Source organism: Flavobacterium sp. GQ95 (assembly GCF_059758655.1).
The window spans coordinates 438,055-461,757 of sequence record NZ_JCAXEB010000002.1 but is presented as its reverse complement, the minus strand read 5'-3'; the positions used below and the strand labels follow the sequence as shown (position 1 = coordinate 461,757).

17 protein-coding genes are annotated in these 23,703 nt (G+C 34.5%); 7 read left to right on the top strand and 10 right to left on the bottom strand.

What is annotated here, in order from left to right; all coding sequences use genetic code 11:
- The first annotated feature begins 194 nt into the window (after positions 1-194).
- A complete protein-coding gene (locus AC6CH4_RS06645) occupies positions 195-1,310 on the top strand; it encodes a PepSY-associated TM helix domain-containing protein (protein ID WP_498101336.1) in 1,116 nt (371 codons plus the stop codon).
- 131 nt (positions 1,311-1,441) lie between these two features.
- Here the strand turns inward: AC6CH4_RS06645 and AC6CH4_RS06640 are convergent, their stop codons facing one another.
- From AC6CH4_RS06640 to AC6CH4_RS06630, 3 genes are all read right to left on the bottom strand, one after another.
- On the bottom strand, positions 1,442-2,236 hold the full coding sequence (locus AC6CH4_RS06640) for a polysaccharide lyase (RefSeq protein ID WP_498101334.1): 795 nt from the start codon (positions 2,234-2,236) through the stop codon (positions 1,442-1,444).
- 549 nt (positions 2,237-2,785) lie between these two features.
- The gene (locus AC6CH4_RS06635) at positions 2,786-4,786 is read right to left on the bottom strand and encodes a RagB/SusD family nutrient uptake outer membrane protein (protein WP_498101332.1); all 2,001 of its coding nucleotides are present in this window, start codon (positions 4,784-4,786) and stop codon (positions 2,786-2,788) included.
- Positions 4,787-4,799: 13 nt separating this feature from the next.
- Positions 4,800-8,111: a SusC/RagA family TonB-linked outer membrane protein gene (locus tag AC6CH4_RS06630; RefSeq protein ID WP_498101330.1), complete on the bottom strand. Its 3,312-nt coding sequence runs from the start codon at positions 8,109-8,111 to the stop codon at positions 4,800-4,802.
- Positions 8,112-8,527: 416 nt separating this feature from the next.
- On the opposite strand from AC6CH4_RS06630, the gene AC6CH4_RS06625 reads away from it, so the two are divergent.
- Positions 8,528-10,135, top strand: coding sequence for a class I SAM-dependent methyltransferase (locus tag AC6CH4_RS06625; protein WP_498101328.1), 1,608 nt, complete (start codon positions 8,528-8,530; stop codon positions 10,133-10,135).
- Positions 10,136-10,248: 113 nt separating this feature from the next.
- Here the strand turns inward: AC6CH4_RS06625 and AC6CH4_RS06620 are convergent, their stop codons facing one another.
- The 6 genes from AC6CH4_RS06620 to AC6CH4_RS06595 all read right to left on the bottom strand — a co-directional run bounded on the left by AC6CH4_RS06620 (position 10,249) and on the right by AC6CH4_RS06595 (position 15,649).
- Positions 10,249-10,701, bottom strand: a complete 453-nt coding sequence (locus tag AC6CH4_RS06620; protein ID WP_498101326.1) for a hypothetical protein — start codon at positions 10,699-10,701, stop codon at positions 10,249-10,251.
- Between the two features lie 183 nt (positions 10,702-10,884).
- Positions 10,885-11,520, bottom strand: a complete 636-nt coding sequence (locus AC6CH4_RS06615) for a hypothetical protein (RefSeq protein ID WP_498101324.1) — start codon at positions 11,518-11,520, stop codon at positions 10,885-10,887.
- Between the two features lie 234 nt (positions 11,521-11,754).
- Positions 11,755-11,949, bottom strand: coding sequence for a hypothetical protein (locus tag AC6CH4_RS06610; protein WP_498101322.1), 195 nt, complete (start codon positions 11,947-11,949; stop codon positions 11,755-11,757).
- A gap of 121 nt (positions 11,950-12,070) precedes the next feature.
- Complete coding sequence (locus tag AC6CH4_RS06605; RefSeq protein ID WP_498101320.1) at positions 12,071-13,558, bottom strand: phage tail-like protein; 1,488 nt, start codon at positions 13,556-13,558, stop codon at positions 12,071-12,073.
- A gap of 45 nt (positions 13,559-13,603) precedes the next feature.
- The gene (locus AC6CH4_RS06600; RefSeq protein ID WP_498101318.1) at positions 13,604-15,394 is read right to left on the bottom strand and encodes a DUF8693 domain-containing protein; all 1,791 of its coding nucleotides are present in this window, start codon (positions 15,392-15,394) and stop codon (positions 13,604-13,606) included.
- Positions 15,395-15,451: 57 nt separating this feature from the next.
- A complete protein-coding gene (locus AC6CH4_RS06595) occupies positions 15,452-15,649 on the bottom strand; it encodes a hypothetical protein (RefSeq protein WP_498101316.1) in 198 nt (65 codons plus the stop codon).
- A 397-nt stretch (positions 15,650-16,046) separates the two neighbouring features.
- Between AC6CH4_RS06595 and AC6CH4_RS06590 the strand changes: the two genes are divergently transcribed.
- Positions 16,047-17,495, top strand: a complete 1,449-nt coding sequence (locus AC6CH4_RS06590) for an FAD-dependent oxidoreductase (protein ID WP_498101314.1) — start codon at positions 16,047-16,049, stop codon at positions 17,493-17,495.
- A 5-nt stretch (positions 17,496-17,500) separates the two neighbouring features.
- On the opposite strand, the gene AC6CH4_RS06585 is transcribed toward AC6CH4_RS06590, so the two are convergent.
- Positions 17,501-17,926, bottom strand: a complete 426-nt coding sequence (locus tag AC6CH4_RS06585; protein WP_498101312.1) for a response regulator — start codon at positions 17,924-17,926, stop codon at positions 17,501-17,503.
- Positions 17,927-18,227: 301 nt separating this feature from the next.
- Between AC6CH4_RS06585 and AC6CH4_RS06580 the strand changes: the two genes are divergently transcribed.
- The 4 genes from AC6CH4_RS06580 to AC6CH4_RS06565 all read left to right on the top strand — a co-directional run bounded on the left by AC6CH4_RS06580 (position 18,228) and on the right by AC6CH4_RS06565 (position 23,691).
- A complete protein-coding gene (locus AC6CH4_RS06580; RefSeq protein ID WP_498101310.1) occupies positions 18,228-20,045 on the top strand; it encodes a PAS domain-containing sensor histidine kinase in 1,818 nt (605 codons plus the stop codon).
- Between the two features lie 11 nt (positions 20,046-20,056).
- Positions 20,057-20,497, top strand: coding sequence for a response regulator (locus tag AC6CH4_RS06575; RefSeq protein WP_498101308.1), 441 nt, complete (start codon positions 20,057-20,059; stop codon positions 20,495-20,497).
- 34 nt (positions 20,498-20,531) lie between these two features.
- A complete protein-coding gene (locus tag AC6CH4_RS06570; protein WP_498101306.1) occupies positions 20,532-21,863 on the top strand; it encodes a sensor histidine kinase in 1,332 nt (443 codons plus the stop codon).
- Positions 21,864-22,116: 253 nt separating this feature from the next.
- Entirely contained in the window at positions 22,117-23,691 is a 1,575-nt protein-coding gene (locus AC6CH4_RS06565) for a Na+/H+ antiporter (protein ID WP_498101304.1), read from the top strand.
- Positions 23,692-23,703: the final 12 nt, after the last annotated feature.

Sequence of the window (23,703 nt, the reverse complement as noted above, 5' to 3'; positions counted from 1 at the left end):
AATGGCTCTCTATTCTTCAATTATGAGGATTTTCTCTTTTGATGCTTTCTACTAAATGGAATATTTCAATGTTAAATTCTCAATTTATTTTTGTCAACATAACCCATATTTAGTCTAAATAAGTTTAAATTTGCGCCAGATCCTGAAAAAAACATTTCAGGTTAGTATTTGAGATTTCTACTAAAGACTTATATATGAAGAAAACATTAAAAAAGAATATTGGCTTTTTACATTTATGGTTAGGACTTGGCTCTGGTATAATTGTTTTTATAGCCGCTTTATCGGGAAGTATTTTGGTTTTTGAAAAAGAAATTGATAAAGCTATACATCCTGAATATTATAATGTTTCAACAGTAGGGAAAACAAAAAAGAGCATTGACTATTGTGTAGAAGTACTTGAGAAACAATACTCCATAAAAAAAATAACCCGAATTTATACTTTTAATGATCCTTCGAGAACCTTCCAAATTTTGGGAAAGGATTCAGATAAAAAGACACAATTTTTTTCAATTGATCCTTATACCGGAAAAGTTCTGGGAACAACACCACAGGAAAGCAGATTTTTTGTCATCGTTTTATCGTTACACAGACAATTATTACTGGGAGAAACTGGCGAAATCATCATGGGAACCTCTTGTTTAATTTTTGCTTTTATGCTCATTTCCGGAATCGTATTATGGTGGCCTAAAAAAATGAAAAATCTAAAGCAAAGATTAACTGTAAAATGGAGCGCTTCTTTCAAAAGAGTCAACTGGGACTTCCACTCTACTTTTGGTTTTTACAGTTTTTTAATTCTGCTTATTATATCACTTACCGGATTGTCTTTTGCCTTTACCTGGTTTCAGGATGGTGTTTATTTCCTGGCTGACGGTACAACAAAAAAGCCCTCTGCAAAAGTAGAAAACCCAACCAAAATAGATCCGAAACTAAACAATACTGCTTTTTACCAAAGCATTTACAACAAAGCAGACAGTATTTTTCCTTACACCGGAAACATTCAGATTCGAATGCCTGTGGATACCATCAACAGTATTTTAGTGCTTAAGGAAAATATAGAAATGGCAATTCCAAATCAGTCGAGTGCTGCTTATTTTGATAAATACACTGCTGAAAACATTGAAGCCAGACCCTACAAATTATTCTCAACCGGAGACAAAATCAGGCGTTTGAACTATCCTATTCATACCGGAAGCCTTTATGGTCTTCCGACTAAAATAATTGCATTTTTGGTAACGCTGTTTGCCATGACATTACCCATTACAGGATTTTTGATCTGGTTAGGAAAAAAAGGTAAAAAAAAGAACAAATAGATTTGCTATAGTTATAAAAGCCAAAAGCCACCCCTTAAATGGAGTGGCTTTTGTTTTGATTCTGCTATAATAAAAAACATCGAAATTGTGATTTTATTTATTCCAGCCAAATTGTTTAAAGCGCATAAAAACTATTGAGCATCCCAGGCTGCACTGGCATAATAGATAGAACTTGTTACCGGAGCTTTCCAGTATTCCTGACTACCACCACGGAACGTGTGAAGACTTACTGCATTAACATTTCGCTTTGAATCGTTAGTCACCCAACGAATTGTTTGATTCAATATCTCTGTACCATTTACATAATATTTGACATATCCATTAGTATTTGATCCTGTGTTTAACTTAACAGAGATCTGGCAGTTATAGGTAACTCCTTCTTGTATGTAGTATTTTTTTCCAAAATCATTACCAAATTGTCCAGGCTGATCTTTGTAATACACATAAGGTTGAAGATACGCTCCGCTTCCTTTGGCACTGTTTGATCCATTCGGGCAATACCACATAAATCTGGCACTACCACCATTGCCATCCCATCCTGGGTCGCCACCAGTATTCTGGTCACCAATCAGGATACCATATCCGCATTTACCGCCTCTGCTCCAATAAAATCCGGAATTAAATTTCATCTGGAACCAAACGGTGTAAACGCCCTCTGACCAAACACCAAACGATGTACACAAACCACCACCACACGATAGTGTATTTGTTTTTAATGTAATCGTTCTTGCTCCGGCACCACCTCCTGCAGCAGCAGCAAGTGGGGCGACTTCGTCAGTAATACTTTGAGGGCCATCTGCGCCAGCACTTTTTGACACTTCTTTGTTGATGGCTTGTGGCGCATCTACATCTTGTTCCTTTTCACAGGAATTAAATACTAATGCTGTAATAAACAGCAAACTTGTTAATCTTAAGAATTTTTTCATTTTTAATAGGTTAATGGTTAATAATTAAATAGTTAGTTTATTACAAATCACATTTTCGTACGTTATGCAATTAGTAATTAACACTGTAAAGTTGATTATTAACAACTTACAAAGGGAGAAATAAAGTACGTTTTTAGGTACAAAAAAATACAATACTTATGTTTTGCATATATTTTTTAGGTTTTAAAAATTATATCCTTAAAAAAAATATTAAAAAATTACACAAACTTTAAATAATTAAGAATTAAACACATTACATCTCAAATAAGATATTTCCAATATTGACACAGCGAGGTTAGTATTGATTGAGATACATTTTTTAGGTCGGGACCATTTTCAAAATACATGTCCATTTTTGTAATCGACGATTGTCTAAAACAGGTTTGTTAAATTCTGCATCAGAAAGCAGAGTAACAACACATTATAAAAACAAAAAAAACGAGTTAATATAAATTAACTCGTTTTGTGTTTTAGCTTTCTTTTGGATATTACAAAGCTATTTATTCAATCATTTTATTGCTTAAACTTCAATTCAGGGCAAAAAGAGTTTTAAATTTTACTTTCATCCTCAACTGCATCCTGCCATTTATCCCAAACTTTGACACCTGCATTGTATCCATCATAACCAAAGTTCTGACTTAACTGACCTTTAATATTAGGCTCAATCGCAAGTCTAAATGGAATTGGCCAGTAATTATTACGTTTGTCCATAGTATAAAACTTTACACCTGGCTTAACAGAAATACCACCAGGATATTTGTTATAAAGCGTATAATGTACGATACGTTGGTACCAGTAACTTCCTCCGGCTGCATCTGTTCCGGATTGTTTGTCCCAGGTCTCTTTACTGTAAGTATGCCCCCATTCATCTGGTTTTCCACTAAGCGCCAGACAGTGCGAAATACGTTTTAACTCCACATTTCTCCATTCTTCCAGATAAAGCTCTCTTCCTCTTTCTGCACAAATATCACCAATAGTTACAGTAGAATACATTTGTGTAGCCTTCGCTCTTGCTCTTACGACATTCACATCCTGAGCTGCTCCGGTAGCATTACCCTGATAAAAACGCGCTTCTGCACGTAACAGATAGGTCTCAGCTAAACGATAGATATACAAATGTGCACTAGCTCCTGCAGTAGCACCCTGAAAATCATTTGCTGCCGGATTAGCTTCAGCAACAACATCGTGTAAAAAGATTTTATAATGCGGAAAATCATACCAGTCACGAAGAGAATCTTGTGCTAACAGTTTGCCTGCTGCATCCTTCATTCTAAAATTTTGCCCTGCCCATGTAGCACTACCCCCTGCTCCGGGAGCGTATTTAAGATCTTCCATATTCACCCAGTTTCCAACCGTGCTGTTATGTCTAAGATCCAGTTTGTCCTCAACACCGTTCACAACCCACATAGGATGCTGTGAATAATAAGAACCAGCGATTACACCAATACCACGTCCTATTGCTCTTTGATAATCATATTTTGCATTGTAATTCGTTTTATCAGTCAATGGAAAACGTGGTGCTGCTGTTTTACCATCAGGAGTAATTAAATTGGCATCATTCCAGTTTGGTCCAAAAATTCTCATTGAAGCAAATGCTAAAAATGACTGCGCTCCTCCATTTGGCGCCACCAATATAGCTTCAGTATTAGAGGTTATCACTTTGTTCTCCGGTCTGTGTAAATCCCAAATCACATTTCTGGTAATAGGCCATGCCGCAGGATTTCCTCCCGGGTCAAAAATCCCTAAAGTGTTTTGTACCAAAGAGTAACCTGATTGATTAATCAAAATATTTGCCTGTGCTTCTGCTTCCGCAAATTTGCCAGATGCCAAATAGCATTTTATCAACAACTGACGACATGCTCCTTTGCTAACCATACCTATATATCCAATTTTTGACTGCTCCGGCACATATTGTACCGCTTTTTCCATATCAGCTGTAATCATTTCAATGATGGCTTCCTTTTTAGTAGAGTAATAACTCTGCTTTGGAACCTCTAAGATTTTAGTAATCAACGGTATATCTCCAAATTCATAAACCAGATTAAGATAACGGTATGATCTGTGAAAATAAGCTTGACCGATATATTTATTTTTAATTTCCTCTGATAAAGTTTTCACATTACCAATATATGATAATACAGTATTGGCATTTTTAATACCTGTATAAGCTTCAGTCCAGAGAAATCCTAAATAAATCGATTCACCACCTGCGTCTCTTCGAAAATCTCCGGTAGGAACGATAGTAGCAGCATAATCAGCAATATTAGCACCTGTATCCGTTTTTCCATATTGTGCCATGTCAGAGAAAAGATATTCTGTACCAATAGGCACACTTACGCCCGAAAAGCCAAAGTGAATATAATTATTACGCAGCTGTTTATCGCACAGTGCTAAAGTTGCCTGCAACCCAGCTTCTGTAGAAAATGTAGTTTCAGGTTCGTAAAACGAAAGCGGATCTGCTTCGAGAAAATCTTTTGAACAAGAACTAGACATTGCGGCCAATACAATAAAAGGCAGCAGTCTTGAAATTTTATGTATATATCTTTTCATAGTTAAATAATTTTTAAAGTTGCGCATTAAAACCTAAATTAAACTGTCGTGTAGCCAATCCTCCTGTTTCCGGGTCTCCATAATATTTCCATTCTTTAGAAGCAGACCATGTTCCTACATTTTGAACCGAAGTATAAATTTTTAAATTTTTAATATGCACGCGATCTAAAAGTTCCCTAGGAAGTGAGTAAGCCAGCGAAATATTGTCCAGACGAACAAAACTGCGATCATACAATTTATTTGGTGCAACCGGAGTTCCGGCGGGCCCTTTAGCATCAAGACGTGCCCAATCATTGGTTGGGTTGTCAAGTGTCCAATAAGGATTTAGATAAGGATTAAAATTGAATTTATACAAACTGGCATCGTTAAACGTATTCATATAGTTTGAATTAAGTGATTTATGTCCCATATAAGAATACATATTCACCGCTAAATCCCAATTTTTATAAATCTTAAATTCATTGCGCAACGACCACTGTACAGGAGGACTTGAGGTTCCTAAAAACTGCTTATCTTTTTCATTATAAACTGCTTTTTTATAAGGAACACCATCTGTTCCTACAGCATCAACGTCATCTGCAGTATAGCTGTTTGCAATTTTTGGATCTCCGGGACGCTGTCCATATTTTTGAGCCTCTTTCCATTCATCCTTTTGCCAAATTCCAGTTACTTTATAATCCCAAATCTGAGAAATCGGTTTTCCAATAAACCATCCGTTAGCTGAATCATCACCCTCTTTTTTGCCAATGACATTACCAGCGGCATCCTTAACATCTACCATATTGCCATATAATGACATAATCTTATTTTCGTTATAAGATATTCCAAGTGTAGTACGCCATTCAAAGTTCGGTTTTCTCATATTAATGGTATTAAAACTTACTTCAAAACCTTGATTCTGAACCTCTCCAAGATTGGTTGCAATGGCTGAAAAACCGGTGAAACCAGGAAGAGCCTGACTCATAATCATATCGTGGGTAGACTTTTTGTAAACATCTATAGTAGTAGTAATACGATCATGTAAGAAACCTAAGTCAAGACCTATATTTGTTGATCTTGTTTTTTCCCATACCAGATTTGGATTTGCCATACGATCAAGAGCCAAATATTTCAGTTCAAGAGCTTTTCCTGTAGCATCTAAATATCCCATCGTTCCGGTATTTACCAGGTTTGCTAAAGAAATGTACGGATCATCAAGCGATCTGTTTCCATTTTCACCCCAGGACAAACGTAATTTACCTGTAGACATCGCATCCCAATTAAACCAGCTTTCATTTTTAAAGTTCCATGCTATACCAAAAGAAGGGAAAGTTGCGTAAGGATTTGAAGCTCCAAATGCAGAATATCCATCACGACGGACAGTCGCTGTTAACATATAACGATTATCAAACGAATAAAACAGTCGTGCCATCAATCCATCTGCCGTTTCATGTGTATCTTTTGATCTAAGCTCACTATTAGCCAGTGTTGCAGTAGCAACATTATGAAATCCTAAAGCATCCGTAGGCAAAATATTATAGGCATTCATTCCATCTGACCAATAACGGCGTTCTTCAGCTTCCTGAACTAAAGTTAAAATGAAATGGTGTTTTTCAGCAACTGTATAATCCCATGCTAATGTATTATTCAGGTTATAATCAAAACTTGAAGAACTATTTCTGACTGCTCCAGTAGTAGCAGCAGGCCAATTGGGATTTTGTGTCGATCGGAAATAACGATCGTGCCAAAATTGATAACGCGGAGCAATGTTAAAAGTATACGTAATACCTAAAGGCAAAGTTATCTTTGTATTAAAAATCGTATTCAATGTTGTAAATCCTGTCTCCTTTTCAATAAATTGACGTTCGTAGTAATAGTTATAATTCTGTCCTGAAACATTTTTACCCATTGGCTGTCTCTCATAATTACCATTTGCATCTATAAAGGTTCCAAATGGACTGGTTCTCATCATATTATTATCCCCAGCCGCTGTACCCAAAGAAGGAGTAATATCTCCATCTGATCGATCCTGAAAATTAACGTTTGCTCCAAATTCAAGCCAATCCGTAATTTTAGCATCAATTTTCATATTAGAACGAGCTGATTTATAATCATTTCCAACAATTGCTCCTTCTGAAGATAAATAACCAAAAGATACATAATAATTTACCTTGTCGCTTGCTCCTGAAACACTTAAATTATTATCATGATTAATCCCTGTTCTAAAAGAGCTGTCACTCCAATCATGAGTTTTATCTACCAGGAAATTAGCCATTAGCGAAGGATCGAAATTCAACCCCAAACGAGCTCCCCATACTTCTTTCGCACTTTTTCCTACTGTTTGCGTAGCTGGTTGATAAGCCAACCATTGTGCTTCTGTAATACCCCACTTCCCTAAATCATTAGGGCTTGAGAAATAACCAGGTTTACCAGGAGCAACTGTCCCGGCTATCCATGCTTCGTATTGCCCGGTTGTTGTATTAGGACCATAAGTTTGGGCAGTCTCCCAATCTTCACGGTATTTTAAGTAACCTTCTGGAGAATATACACCGCGATAGGCACTTTTATTACTAATAGTCGTGTTTGTAGTAAAACTAACAATAGGCTTCCCGGTTTTACCTTTTTTGGTTGAAATAATAATAACCCCTGCAGCGGCTTTTGCTCCATATACAGATGCTGCCGATGCGTCTTTTAAAATATCGATCTGGCCGATATCATCAGGATTGATTTCTGAAAGCTCACCATAAAATTGCATTCCGTCTAAAATAATAAGCGGTGAACTATGCACACCCTCTTTTCTTGGATCATAAACAGACCCTTGTCCACGAATTTGCATTCTCCCTCCCCCTTTTGCAGAAGGGTCATAACCTACATTTAGGCCTGGAGTACCTCTAAGGATATCCTGCACAGTCTGTGGATTTTGATTTGCCAATCTATCTGGCGTTATCTGAACGATCGCTCCTGTTAAATCCTTTTTCTTCATTTTACCATAACCTACCACCACAACTTCCTCTAATGATGCCGTAGCTTTTTGCATTTTTACAATAATTGAAGTTTGTCCTTTTGTAGCAACTTCAGCCGTTACATAGCCTAAATAGGATACCAGTAACACAGCATTTTCATTCTCTGTTTTTAAAGTAAATTTTCCGTCAAAATCTGTTGTTGTACCATTCTTACTTCCTTTTTCTAAAACAGAAACTCCCGGCATTGGTACACCATTTTCATCATTGACCTGACCTTTAATACTTTTTTGCTGATTTACATTCTGTAACTCTGCTGTACGTTCAGAACTAATAGCGTATCCGTCAATTTGAGATAAAGAAAACAATACACAGAGTATCATCATCTTCTTTTTCAAATTAAATCCAGATACACAATCAGGACTTTTTTTAATCCTAATAAATTTTGTCATTTTGGTTTGTAATTTTTGGTTAATTAATTAGTTAGTTTTTGGCAAATCACTTTAATATTCTGTTTAATGGATTTATGATTTACGTTGACAAAATTGATTAATAAAAGGTTCTGAAAGGGATCGATAAATCCGATTTAGGGTATACTAAAGTATTGTTTTGTTTAATTTTAGTTCAAAAAAATACTATTATTAAAAAAATACTCACAAATAATTAAGAATTCAATACAAGCATTTAAAACAGCCTAAATTCGTTCTAAAAAGGAAAATTGCTGTAAATGTTTAATATAGGAATACTGATTCTTCACTGTTAAAAAAAATCATTAACTTTAAAGAACTATCATTCCCTTACTATGACCGATAAATCACAACTTCGCAGCTTCATTTTCAGACATCTTGACGGATTAGCTGTTGCTCCTGTGGCAATAGCACTAAAAAACCATGCAGTTTTAGATTTTATCCTGAACAAAGAGCAAGTACAATTATCAGAACTTGCAACTGTTTTTAAAGCAAATGAAGGCTACCTGAATGTTGGTTTGAGGATTTTGGCTTCTCAGGGTTTTTTAGATTACGAAGTCGATAACAAAACACAGGAAATTAAGATTTCAGTAAATGAAAAGACTGCAATAGCCTTTTCACTATTTTATCTCTATGAAGATGTTGTTGATTTGCTTCAGTTTTCGATTCAGTTTCATACTCGTCTCTTTGAAGATGTGCCATTTGAAAAACTCAATATTATTTTTGAAAAATATAAAAAGAAATACGGAATAGAACTTTCTGAAGATCCTTTAATAAAAAATATTCAGGATCAGATTTTAAAACATATCGAAGGTTATTTGATTGGACCAACGATAGTACGTTTGGCCATGAAAGGGATGTTTCACAAATATTTTATGGAAACTTCCTTCAGGCCCGAAGAGTTTCATAAATCTCCTGAAAATTTTAAAAAGATATTAGACTTCTTTGTGCATCTTGGATGGTTTTTGGAGAAAAATGGCAATTATCAATTTACAGAAACGGGTTTGTTTTTTGCAAAAAGAACAAGTGCCTACGGTGTTACAGTTTCTTATTTACCAACATTTGCTAAAATTGAAGAATTAATTTTTGGCAATCCGGCCGTCTTACGAATGGTAATGGATGGCGAAAACGAAATTCATGTTGATCGTGAAATGAATGTATGGGGAAGCGGCGGCGCTCATGATACTTACTTTAAAGTAGTAGATGAAATTATTATTGCGCTTTTCAACTTGCCAATTGAAGAACAGCCTAAAGGAATTCTGGATATGGGTTGTGGAAACGGCGCTTTTTTGCAGCACATTTTTGAAGTAATTGACAGGCAAACTTTAAGAGGAAAAATGCTCGATGAATATCCATTGTTTCTGGTTGGGGCAGATTATAATCAGGCGGCACTGAAAGTAACCAGAGCTAATCTTATAAAGGCAGATATTTGGGCAAAAGTAATTTGGGGAGATATTGGACGTCCGGATTTACTTTCGGATGACTTAAGAGAAAACTACAATATCGACCTGAAAGATTTACTTAACGTGAGGACTTTTTTAGATCACAATAGAATTTGGACAGATCCGAAACACATCAACAAAGATAGAATTAGTGCTTCTACCGGTGCATTTGCCTATAGAGGAAAAAGAATCAGCAACAATCTGGTAGAAGATAATCTATTGGAACATTTACAAAAATGGTCACCCTATGTCCGTAAATTCGGTTTGCTTCTGATTGAATTACATAGTATTAATCCAAAATTGGCTGCCAGTAATTTAGGAAAGACTCCCGCAACAGCCTATGATGCCACTCATGGTTTTTCAGATCAATATATTGTTGAGATAGATGTCTTTAATAAAGTTGCAGCAGAAGCCGGATTATTTCCGGATAAATCAATTTTTAAACGTTTTCCAGATGCCGATATCGCTACGGTAAGTATCAATTTATTAAAGGGAAACTGAATTAAATAAAATCATCAAAAATATTGGACAATTAATAAAACAAATGTCCCACAAAAAAGCCTCCAAAATCATTTGATTTTGGAGGCTTTAAATTTTGCAAGCTATATTTTTTATTACATTTCGTTCAAATCGTTGAACTCGTGTAATGATTTTAATGTGCTTTCATAGAATAAAATCGCAGCAATAAGATTTCCTTTATCAGAATAAGGCATCATTTTTCTCTGAAATTCTACTGTTGTATCCAGGAACGTTGTTGTACCAACTGCCTGGTTATCTAATATTTTTTTGTGCTCACCATCGTCCGGAATACCTAAGTCTGCCATTGTAACACCTGGTTTAGTAACCAAAGCGATATAAGGTAGGGTTTTAACCAGAACTTTAATACGTTCAATGTATAATTCTAAAAGTTCTCCTTTTTGCATACCACTTAATTCTTTTTGATCATGGTATTTACGGATTAGAGCTGTTGTACTGATAATACTTCTTGGAGCATTTTTTGCCTGTGCTGAAATAGCGCCAGTTGTCAAGAAGAAAAGTGCACATAATAAAGTAATTTTCATTTTCATATTCTTAATGTAGGTTGGTTGTTGAAGAAAACAAAAATATATAAATTAACTTAAATTACAACTTTATTGTTTTCTTTTTTCAAAAAAAATAAACAATTAGTTTAATTGCAGTGTATCAGTCCTGTTATAGCTACAATTTATATCGTAATATAATTGACTGTTTACGGTATTTTCTGAAGCTTCTTATGACTTTATTATTCTGAAACGGCCCGGATATTTTATCCATATACTTTTTTTGTTGCCATAATAGTCCATAAATTCTTCGCAAACAAAAACGGCATGAGCTGTAGACCAGGCAACAACTCCACAAAATTCACTCCCTGATTCTCGTTTTAACTTTTGTATTTCTTTACCTTCTTTAAATCCTAAATATTTATAGATTGTTGGGGTGTATACCTCCCCTTCTTCCAAATCTTCTAATGCCTTATCAAAAGTTGACTTCTTATCAATAATTTGCTTGTATTTCGCCATCACAGCGTAGGTTAATACTGCATAATCAGTTATTTTTTCGCTCTCACAATTGTCCTTAATAAATACAAAATCAGCAGAAAATTTAGCTTTATTTAACTCATTACCGTTCAAATTAAATGATGCATTATTTTTTAGTGTTATTTTAAATAGGCTGTCGTTTATTTTTTCAGTTAAAAAAAGATTGTCCAGTCCATAAACATTTAAAGACGCCTTAATAAAAGCTATCGATGAGCAATTTGTACGTTCCCCTTGTTTAAAGCTTTCGAATATTTTATCTGCACTCAGTTGCGAATAAGAATTTGAACAAACAAACATTAAAAATAAAAATATTGAAGTAACAGATTTCATTGCCATTAGATTTTATAATTGATTTTCCGAAACTAATTTTGGAATATACAGATTTTACAAATCTATAAAAATCAATCCATACTTGTTTTTTTACTTTTTAACTTTTTTTAAACATTGCAGATATAAGCCTGACTGACGCCTTTAGAAAGAGCAACTATTTAGCATAACTAATAAGTTATCAGTCTTATATATAAAAAAGAAACGTCTCAAATTCTTTTCTGAGACGTCTCTTTTTTATTTTTTTTCTTCGTTATCTAACTTATCATCTAATTCAGGTGCTTCTCCTTTAAATTTATGAGTGTCAACATCATAATTTTCATCATTTGTTAAAACTTCATCATATTCTTTATATTGATGTTTTTTCGTATCACTTTTATCAGCGCCAATTTTTTGATTATTGGGTTTCGGATTTTTATTATTTGTGTTCATAATATATAAGTTTTAAAGTTTTATTAAAATTACTTTAAATACTTACCTTGTTACTTATATAATCATTTCTAAAAGTTATAAAATACAACTATAAACACCATAACCCGAAGCTTACTTCAACTTATCTTGCCGTTAAATTTAGAGAAACGGTTGACATATTTCCAGTTCCATCAAAGCGCTCAGCAAATATTTCGATGTAATCTCCCGTTTTTAGCTGTACTGTACCTATGATTGGAAGAGCAATAATAGCCGCGGTAGAAAAAAGACCTCCACTTTGTTTACCATATACTTTCGTTTCAGCAATTACAGTACCCTGCTTTGCTATATAAAGAATTAAAGTTGCATCCGCGTTAGTCTGGTAAGAGACTGAAGCCGATACCTGGAAATATCTTGTTTTAGTTCCTCTGTATGTGATTTTATTATCTCCATCTTTCGTAAAGCGAAACAAATTATTAGAAGTAGTAGTACCAGCAACTTTTACTTTACTCCCACTAGTGCCTAATGTCGTTGTTATACCACTACCAACTGCAGCACTTAGATTAATATCACCAGTAGATTCATTATCAGCTTCACGCGGAATACCTGGCGCCTCCACTGTCCAGGCATTACTAAAATTATATCCTGGATAAGTTGATGCAGCTGCATAACTTTTGATAGGATTACCGGAAAGTGCAGTAGTGGTACCTGAAAAAACTGTTCCCACTAAAATTCCTGTTCCAACAGTAAGCCCTGCAGTACTGACATCCATTGCTATATCACTACCGTCAACCGTGCTAAAACCGCTGTTTTTTTCTATTAATCCAAATGTACCTGTAAATGTTTCAAAAGTTCCATTATTACTACTTAACCAGGCTTGATTACTTAATAACAAATTACCAATATTAGAATAGGTTATACCACTAGTGTTGTTAACAAACTGAACGATATTACCAAAATACAATCCGAAACCTGAAATTGTTCCAACATTCGTAGTCATTCCATCTATAACTGTGTTTTGAATCAAAAGAGAGCTATTAGTCGCTATTCCCGGCCCGGTAATATTAAAAGCTCTCGTCCCTTTTAAAGTAACATTTCTAATACTTCCACCTGTATTGCCCTGAAAAACAACTCCTGTTGATTGTAGAATGTCTTCATTCGTATCAAGTCCTGAAACATAAGCATTGTTTAAATTAATAGGAAATGAGAGTGAAATCGTTCCGTTTATTTCATAATAAGTATTTGTAGTCAATAAATAACTTGTATTTCCTCCTGCTGCTAATTCTGGTGCCAAATCTGCCACTGCTTTTACCAGTTTATAATTATTTCTTAAAACCGAGCTCTCATTGGCAATCTTTATCCATGAAGTAGTGCTGAGATTATAAAAATAAAAGGCTTTAACAGTAGTATCATATACCAATAAACTTTCTGCAGGAGTCGCAATTGCAATTCGCTCTGCTGTGGTCATCCTTGGTGCTAACATCCCTTTTGTGGTTGAAGTTATATCTAAGACAGAACTTGCGTTTGGCGTAACAGTACCAATACCGATTTGTGCATGTCCAGAAACTGTTAAAAGAAAAAAGAATAGAAATAATAACGTTCTGATGTTTTTTGGAGTAGATATATTTATCATAATTTCTTATTTTAGTTTATCGTTATTTAAATTTTCTAATTTTTATTATCTAAGTGAATTTGAAATCACCACTTTCTGTGTTAATTTTTCATTATCTGTGGTTAAAAACTCCACTATATAGATTCCATAACTTAACCCACTAGTTGAAAAAGAAAAATTAGAATCCGTTCCTAAATCATCTTTCGATAAAACTACTTTGCCAAGCATGTCGTACAGTTTAAATGACTTCATTGCTATATTATCGGGATTGGAAGCTTTTAAACTGTTTTTACTATTATCCTGAAAAATTATAAATTGCTTTTCAGCTACATCAGGTACGCCAAGTGTTTCACTTGTAAAGGAGATTTTAAATCTGTCTGAATAGGATCCGGGAGAAACTGTCACCTGATACGTTCCGTTTTTGATATCATGATAGGATTGATCAAGACCGTCATAAAGATAAATGGGCTGTGAATTATCAAAATTCTTTACTTCAGGTATATAAAATTTAAAAGTAGCATTGGTGGTTGCTTTAACTGTTAATGGTATTTTTTTGGTCTGATCAAAATTTACTCCCTGGATAACATAACTACCATTTTCGATTCGAAAAGCTACATCATTAGGAGGGCTGGTATCCATGTTAAGAGCATCAATACCAAAATCTATCCCGTCTGAAGCCTCCGGCAAAAAAGCCAATGCCAGCTGTCGGGTAAATTGATTGTCGATAATTGTATTTAATCGAAAATATTGAACAGGATCTATTTCCTCATTCTTATCATTTGCATTATCCGTTTTAGCAGTTGGTTTTGTTGGTTTTTCAAACTGCGAAACACCGAGACCTTCTTTGGTATAGACGCGGTGTTCGTTTTTAAATGTGGCTGTACCATTAGCATTAGCAAAAATTACAAATCCCTGGCCTATAGGTGCAAATCTGCGTGGAATAGCGAGGCCGGATGACACCCCGGCTGTATTTAAAGTTCCATCCTGATTATAAGAATTGAATGTTGCAGGTACATATAAACCTTCAGAACCTAGTAGCAATGGTGAATAACTTCCATAACCCCCTCTATAAGCAGACAGGTAATGAGAATTTACACTTTTGTCCTGTTCCCAAAAATAAGCAATACCTCTGGTAGCCGCATTTGAAGCATCTAAAAGAAATGCATTTAAATGCAAGGCTGATGGGTATGGATTTCCTGTTAAAGTAGAATTATTGGTCCCTAAATTTATAGTAATATTTCCATCATTTGGTTTTCCTCTAAAATCATATCTTTGACCACTACCGGGGTTGTTTACTACGCCGGTTCCTTCCGGATTTGTACTATCAGTACCGCTGGTTCCTTTCATAGAAAAACCTTCGCCTGGAGCCAGCGTGCTTGCGTTGCCTACAAATATCCATTGCGAATAATTATTGGCATTTATTAATTTATAAATCCAAACGGATGAAATGGAAAGCGGATTGGCAATTCCGTCATTACCACTAACCACTAGCGCGGCATTTGAATTTGTTGAAGTGATGGGCTGGTTAAGCATTGTAATTCCGAAATTTCCATTTCCGGATGATGCAGAGGCAATTCCAACAGGTGAACACCAATAATTATATTCAAAATTATCACTTGTCCCTTCCTGATACACTGATAGTTTTCCAAGTCCTGTATTTGCAGATACACCAGCTGTACCCTGAATTAATTGGGCATTATTCCGAAGATATAAATTGGAATCTGTTGCTGCTAAATTAATGTTTTGCTGTACAAAAAGGATTTCATTTTTAACATACATATTGGCAGTAGGTCCAAAATAAATCTGAGCTAAACATTTGGTAGTACTAAGTAGAAATAAAAATAATATTTTTTTCATAGTGTCAGTTTAGAGGTACAGTAAAAAATAACATATAGAATAGCAATCAAAATTTCACTATGCTTTCTTTTTTCTTAAAATAAAAAAGCCTAACAAAACGCCGGAAATAGTCAAAAATAAAGTTTTCTCATTAATAGATGCAGGTAATCCTACTGGAGGCGGAATATTCGGTTCAGGAGGGTCCTGAAATGAATAAGCAGTTGATGATATAAGAAACAATACAGGTACGATCAAAAACGTGATTTTATGGCTCATAATATTTAATTTTGGGGATCTTAAATAATTGCAAAAACAAAATCTTTAACGGAAAAATTAAGAAGTATAATGAGGTAAAAGATCTCTAATTCTGACATTAAATGCATTCAGACTTTTTTCGAAAACCCACACTATTGATAATCACCAAGTTACAACTAAATATAAAATTTAACTTACATTTTAAGGTGTTAATATTTATATAATTCCCACATTTAAATAACCTATTTTATAATAATTATACAATTTAATATTACTTTTTTTACTGATTTTGTAATGAGAGTTTTCTGCAAAAATTCGAAAGGAAGCTATGTATAGGTAATCTTTTGTCTTAAATTTGCACAATGCTATAAGCATAGAGCAGCAGATTGTATAATCGAATAAAGAGAAAAAATAAAAAGTGGAGCATAAACAAACAAGCTGGATTATTTGTCCCGAATGTCAGGGGCGTGGCAAAAAAAGCCAAAGGCTTAGCAAAAAAGTGAAGCTCCGCTACCAGACAGAACTCGATTTATTTGAAAAAACGAATAGAGAAGGAAAAACTCCTGTTCGTCCTAAAGCCCACTTATACTTATGCCTGAATTGTTCGGGATCGGGATTAGTTCCTTCTGCCAACTCTCCTGTTGCTAATAAAGAAAACTACCCACACGTTGCTATTATTGGTGGCGGTATAGGAGGAGTGGCTCTGGCTGTAGCTTGTTTGCATCGCAGAATTCCTTTTACTCTTTATGAACGTGATATTAACTTTGATGCCCGATCTCAAGGTTATGGGCTTACCCTTCAGCAAGCCAGTAAAGCAATTGAAGGATTGGGTATTTTCTCTTTACAAGAAGGAGTTATATCTACAAGACATATTGTTCATACTACCGAAGGAAAAGTGATTGGTGAATGGGGAATTAGAAAATGGATGGAGTCTAATGTAAAAACATCTCCAAAACGCACAAATGTACATATAGCCCGACAATCTTTACGTTTAGAATTATTGGAACAACTGGGCGGATCGGATTCGGTACAATGGGGACATCAATTAATTGATTTTAAAGAATCTGATGAGGAAAAGATGGAATTAACTTTTCAGGTCGACGGAGAAATTAAAAGTGCTAGCGCAGATCTTATTGTTGGAGCCGATGGCATTCGCAGTTCGGTACGCAGATTACTAATTGGCGAAGACATTACCCCCTTACGTTACTTAGACTGTATTGTAATTTTGGGTATTTGTCCATTAAGTGCTCTGGAAGGTGTTGATAGTTCTTTATTAGATTCAGCTACGGTGTTTCAAACCGCCAATGGTAATGAGCGAATTTACATAATGCCTTATACAACAGATTCCATAATGTGGCAACTTAGCTTTCCAATGACAGAAGAAAAAGCTAAGATACTAAGTGCGCAAGGGCCTCAGGCACTCAAGGAAGAAGCCTGTCGAAGAACGCAATGGCACGATCCTATTCCGCAGATTTTAGCGGCCACTCTGGAAGCTCAGATTTCTGGTTATCCTGTATATGATCGGGAATTACTAAAATCAGAATTGTTAGAGAAAGGTGGACAAGTAACTTTGATTGGAGATGCAGCTCATCCAATGAGTCCATTTAAAGGTCAAGGCGCAAATCAGGCTCTGCTAGATGCACTCTCGCTGGCGCGTGGAATCTCCAAAGGATGTAAATCTTTATCTCACTGGAAAAAAGCCGGACTGAGAGAAAGTGTATTAAATGAGTTTGAGTCTGAAATGTTGAAACGCAGTGCTATTAAAGTAAAAGATTCAGCAGCGGCCGCACAGTTTTTACATTCCGAAATTGTACTTTACGAAGGTGATGAGCCTCGGGGACGGTTCTTAAAGAAAAAACATATATAGTTATTCTATCTTACATAATTGGGCGAAACGCATTTCTGCCAATATTCTACAATACTTTTTATCATATTTTTCATTTCTATAAAATCGTACGGCTTTATAAAAAATCCTTGCACCGATTTTGAATAGGCTTCCACAACATGTGTTTGCTCGGCACTTGTAGTAAAAAATAAGTAAGGAATCGACTTCATTCTCAAATCTTCATTTTCATGAATTTTTGAACGCAGTTCTATCCCATTTAATTTTGGCATATTAATATCTGAGAAAATAATAAAGGGCTCAACAGCTGTTGCAGTCAAATAATTAAGTGCCAATTCTCCATCACCAAAAAAAATGATTTCATTCTTGTAATTAAGTTCTTTAAATACCAATCCAAGGATTTCCTGATCATCCTGATCATCTTCTATAATTATTATTGGCCCGCTTTTATTCATAAATTCCTTAACATTAATTACTGGTGTGAAAGATACTCTTTTAAATTAAACAGAATGCACATTTTAGTATTCTTAGTAAGCAAAAACGTAAATATTGCTACAACGCAATAACCTTATGTTCTCCTAATTATAATAATACTATAAATAAGTAAGTGTTTAATCAGTTAATTTAACTATATTCGTATAAAACCATAATTCTTTAATTTAAAAATCTAAGATTTCCGTTCTAATAATTACTAAAATATAGGTGCTTTTCCCGCAAATTACTGCCATTATTTTTCTAAATATAACTTCGTATTATATGAATATCAAAGAAAAAAATGACAAAAAGGAAATAATCCTTTTTCCAGAACAAACCGTTCAAAATATCCAAAAAGAAAATTTTAATACGGAACTTGTTGTAGTAAATAGTCCGACTACAAATAATAAAAAACAGACCGAAGAAATTCAGAGCTTACAGGAGCAGTTAAAAGCAAATGAGCAGCTTCTAAACAATCATATCAATGCCATTAATACCTCGAATGGGTCGATAGAATTTGATCTTGAAGGCAATATTCTGAGTGCCAATAAGAATTTTCTCGAAATTATGGGCTACAATGAAATTGATTTATTGGGAAAACATCATAGTCTTTTTGTAGATCCCTCCTATTCAAAATCAAATGCCTATCAATTATTTTGGAGTAGCTTAAAAAAAGGAATTTATCAAAAAGATGAATTCATACGGGTTGCTAAAAATAGAAAATTAATATGGCTTTCTGGTAGTTATAATCCCATTTTTGACACTAATGGGAAGCCCTATAAAATCTTAAAAATCGTAACGGATATTACACTTGCAAAAACACAATTTTTGCAACTGGCTGTTCAGGCCCAGGAAAAAGAAAAACGGGCATCTGAGTTAGTTATCGCAAATAAAGAACTTGCTTTTCAAAATGCCGAAAAAGAAAAACGTGCCGCCGAACTAGTTGTAGCCAATAAGGAATTAAAATTTCAGAACGAACAAAAAGAAAAAAGGGCATCTGAATTAATAATAGCCAATAAAGAACTTGCTTTTCAGAATAAGGAAAAGGAAAAACGTGCGGCTGAATTAGTTATAGCAAATAAAGAACTGAAATTTCAGAACGAACAAAAAGAAAAAAGGGCCGCTGAATTAGTTATAGCAAATAAAGAACTGAAGTTCCAGAACGAACAAAAAGAACAAAGGGCATCTGAATTAATTATTGCCAATAAAGAACTTGCCATTCAGAGTAAAGAAAAAGAAAAACGTGCAGCTGAATTGATTATTGCAAATAAGAAATTAGCAGCCGAAAATATTCTGAAACAAAAAAGAAAGGTGGAGAAAGAAAAGCGTGCAGCCGAATTGATTGTTACCAATCGGGAACTTGCTTATCAGGAAAAACGAACTAAAGAATTAACCCTTGCAAACGATGAACTCAAGAAAGCTCAGGAAGAACTGGAGTCGTTTTCTTATTCTGTTTCGCATGATCTTCGGGCACCAATACGTGCCATCAACGGTTATACACAAATTTTAATAGAAGATCATATTGGTGCCATCGATGATGATGGAAAAAATGTACTCAACGGCATCATAAAAAATTCAAACAAGATGGGCATCCTGATAGATGATTTATTGGCTTTTAGCAAATTAGGCCGCAAACAGGTATCATCTATGAATATAAATATGAAGACGCTAGTAAGTGCTGTTATAAACGATTTAACGATTGAAAAAGACGAAAACACTCCAATATTCGAAATTGATGAACTTGCTCCTGCAAATGGAGATCCATCGTTAATCAAACAAGTATGGATAAATTTAATTTCGAATGCGATCAAATATTCAAAATATAAATCGGAAACCCGAATTAAGATAACATCAACTTCTAAAAATGATAAAATCGTATATAGCATAAAAGATTGGGGAGCAGGTTTTGACATGGAATATTATGATAAATTATTTGGTGTCTTCCAACGCCTGCACTCACAAGATGAGTTTTCAGGAACAGGCATCGGACTTGCGATAGTGCAAAAAATAGTAAACCGACACTACGGAACAGTGTGGGCAGAATCAAAATTAGATGCAGGTGCAAAATTTTACTTTAGCCTGCCAGATATTAAACATTAAAAAATAACAAAATGAATTACGACGATATTGAAATTTTATTTGCCGAAGACAGCATGGAAGATGCTACATTAACTATACGTGCCTTAAACAAAAGTGGTTTTACTAACAAACTTTTACATGTAAAAGACGGAGCTGAAGCACTTGATTTTATGTACTGTAAAGGAATTTATTCCGAAAGAAATCCTAAATCACATCCAAAACTTTTTCTTTTGGATTTAAAGATGCCAAAGATGTCCGGAATACAAGTACTTGAAAAAGTCAAAAGTGATCCTGAATTTAAATCGATTCCAGTAGTTATACTGACCTCTTCGCAAGAGGATCCTGACATAGCGAAATGCTATAGTCTGGGTGCCAACAGCTATATCGTAAAACCAGTAGACAGCAATAATTTTTTTAATGCCATAAAAGAAATGGGGATGTACTGGATGATACTGAGCCAGCCTGCCCTATAAAGTTAAAAGCGAACAATTATTTTAATCTGAAACTATGACTCCATATCAAATTAAAAAAGATATAAAAGTATTGTTATTAGAAGACAATACTGCTGATGCCGACTTAATAGTCAGGCATTTGATAAAATCCGGATTGTCATTTACCTCCAAAATAGTTGAATCAAGAAAAGCTTTTGAAGAATCCCTTGATACTTTTTGTCCGGATATTATACTGTCAGACTATTCGTTGCCTGCGTTTGATGCTGGTTCTGCCTTTAAAATAATTAAAGACAGGGAACTTGCTATACCTTTTATAATTATTTCAGGCACTATTGGTGAGGAAAATGCTGTAATGCTTATAAAAGAAGGTGTAACAGATTATGTCTCTAAGAATAATTTTTCTTCCTTATTACAAAAGATTACCCGCGCACTTAAAGAAGCTGAGGAATTAATAGAAAAAGAAACCCTGCTCAATAGACTAAAAATACAAACTGCAGCATTACTAATAGCCAATCAGGAATTGGAATTTCAAAATGCTGAAAAGGAAAAAAGAGCTATTGAACTACTCAATGCCAATAAAGAACTGCTTGCATTCAATTTTATCTCAAGTCATGATCTTCAGGAACCGCTTCGAAAAATTCAGATCTTTATTTCAATTATGATGGAAAAAGAAATAAAAACCATGACCGAAGACGGAAAAAATAATTTGAACCGTATACATGTCGCGGCAACAAGAATGAGACAACTCATTGAAGATTTGTTAGATCTTTCAAGGGTCAGTACAGTAGTTCATCAATACGAAATGACCGATTTACAAGATATTATTGACGATGTAAAATCAGAACTTAATGATACAATTCATCATAAAAAAGCTGTTTTTAAAATAAATGGATTAACACCTGTCAATATTATGGCTTTTCAATTTAGACAGCTTATATACAATTTAATCAGCAATTCACTAAAATTTTCTATCCCTGAAATTCCTCTTCAAATTACGATACAATCTGAAATTCTGAAAAATGAAGAATTCAGGGCTCTTAATCTGCCAAACAGTCCACAAATTTGTGATTATTGGAATTTTAGTTTTCAGGATAACGGAATTGGTTTCGAAGCACAGTACAATCAAAACATCTTCGTTATATTTCAAAGATTGCATCACACCAAAGATTATTCCGGAACAGGAATTGGTTTAGCCATTGTAAAGAAAATTGTAGAGAACCACAACGGAATTATAATTGCTGATGGCAATTTAAATAAGGGCGTTACCTTTAACATCTACATCCCAATTGCTGAAAACTTTAAGAAAATCCCGGAAGATTTGAAATCCAAAAAACAATTTTCTAAAGTAAGGAGTAATGATTTGCAAAACACATATGAAATGCATTAGTATCCATATCGATTATATTTTTTCAGTCAACTTATAACCAAAATATTTTTGATTCTTTTTAATTTATCTTCTAAATGGGCTTATGTACATATTCAACTAAAATTAATTAAATTAGCTAAAGAAATAGTATTTAATCAGATAAGAATTGTCAAAATCATTTGAACAAGATCTAATATCTGCAATACTATATTTCAAAGAATACTGACTATATTAGTTGAATACAACATTAAATTTCCTCTTATAAATTAAAAGAATGCTTGACGACTTTCCCTTTTATCTTGGTATATTACTAGTTATTTTATTGCTAATTATGATAGCAAACAAAATAAAAGTAGCTTACCCTATTTTATTAGTATTAGCAGGACTAGCTATTAGTTTTATTCCTGGTGTACCTGTAATAAATATCGAGCCCGAACTCATATTTTTTATTTTTCTTCCCCCTCTATTATATGAAGCAGCCTGGACCGTTTCCTGGAAAGAAATGTGGCGTTGGCGACGAATCATTACAAGTTTTGCTTTTGTTGTCGTTTTTCTGTCGGCACTTTCAGTAGCATTAGTTGCCAATTATTTTATTCCCGGCTTTTCATTAGCACTAGGTTTTGTATTGGGTGGAATTATATCTCCGCCAGATGCAGTTAGTGCTGGTGCTATTTTGAAATTCGTTAAAGTACCAAAAGCAATTTCGTCTATATTAGAAGGCGAAAGCTTATTGAATGATGCGTCTTCCTTAATCATTTTCAGATTTGCCATGATTGCCGTCGCGACAGAACAGTTTATATTTTACAAAGCTGCTACAAGTTTTAGCTGGATGATTATTGGCGGAGTAGCTATAGGATTACTAATTGGATGGCTTTTTATGAAAGCTCATAAATATTTACCTACTGACGCCAATGCCGATATTGTTCTTAGTCTGCTTACACCATATATTATTTATCTCGCTGCCGAAGAAGTTCACTGCTCCGGAGTTCTGGCTGTAGTAAGCGGAGGTTTGCTTTTATCAAATAACAGACACCGTTTTCTTAATAGCAAATCTCGTTTGCGTGGTGTAAATGTTTGGGAGAGCTTCTGTTTTATATTAAATGGATTCGTTTTTATGCTTATAGGGTTAGATTTACCGCAAATCACGAAAGGCCTTGAAGATGTAAGTCTTCCATCAGCTATTGGGTATGGAGTACTTATAACAATTGTTTTGATAGTAAGCCGAATGCTTTCTTCGTATGGAGCTGTAGTAGTAACATTGATTGCCCGTAACTTCATTACTGTAGCTGATACGAGAAATCCCGGTATAAAAACACCTTTTATACTTGGCTGGACTGGAATGCGCGGTGTTGTTTCTCTTGCCGCAGCATTATCAATACCTGTTTATTTGAATAACGGAAATGGTTTTCCGCAACGAAACCTTATTTTGTTCATCACGTTTATTGTTATTCTTCTCACTTTGGTAATTCAGGGATTAACATTACCTTACTTTATCAGAAAAATTAACCTTACGGATATTTATGATCCAATACCTCGTGAAGAAGCCTACAATACGTTGCGAAAAGAATTAGCTGAACACGCTATAAATTATCTAAAAACACATTACAGTGGTGAGATTGAAAACAATACACCGCTGCAGCATCTCATTCAGAAATGGGAACTTCACAGCAATGGAATAGATGACGAGTCTATTGGAGAAGAGCTTAAAGTTATTTATATCGATCTGTTAAACGAACAAAGGCAATGGCTGATCAATAAAAATAAGGAGGATCGAACTTTAGACGAATCTATAATCAGAAGGCAAATGCATTATTTGGATATTGAAGAAGAAAAGTTGCGCTTTCTTTAAAATTATAAGGTT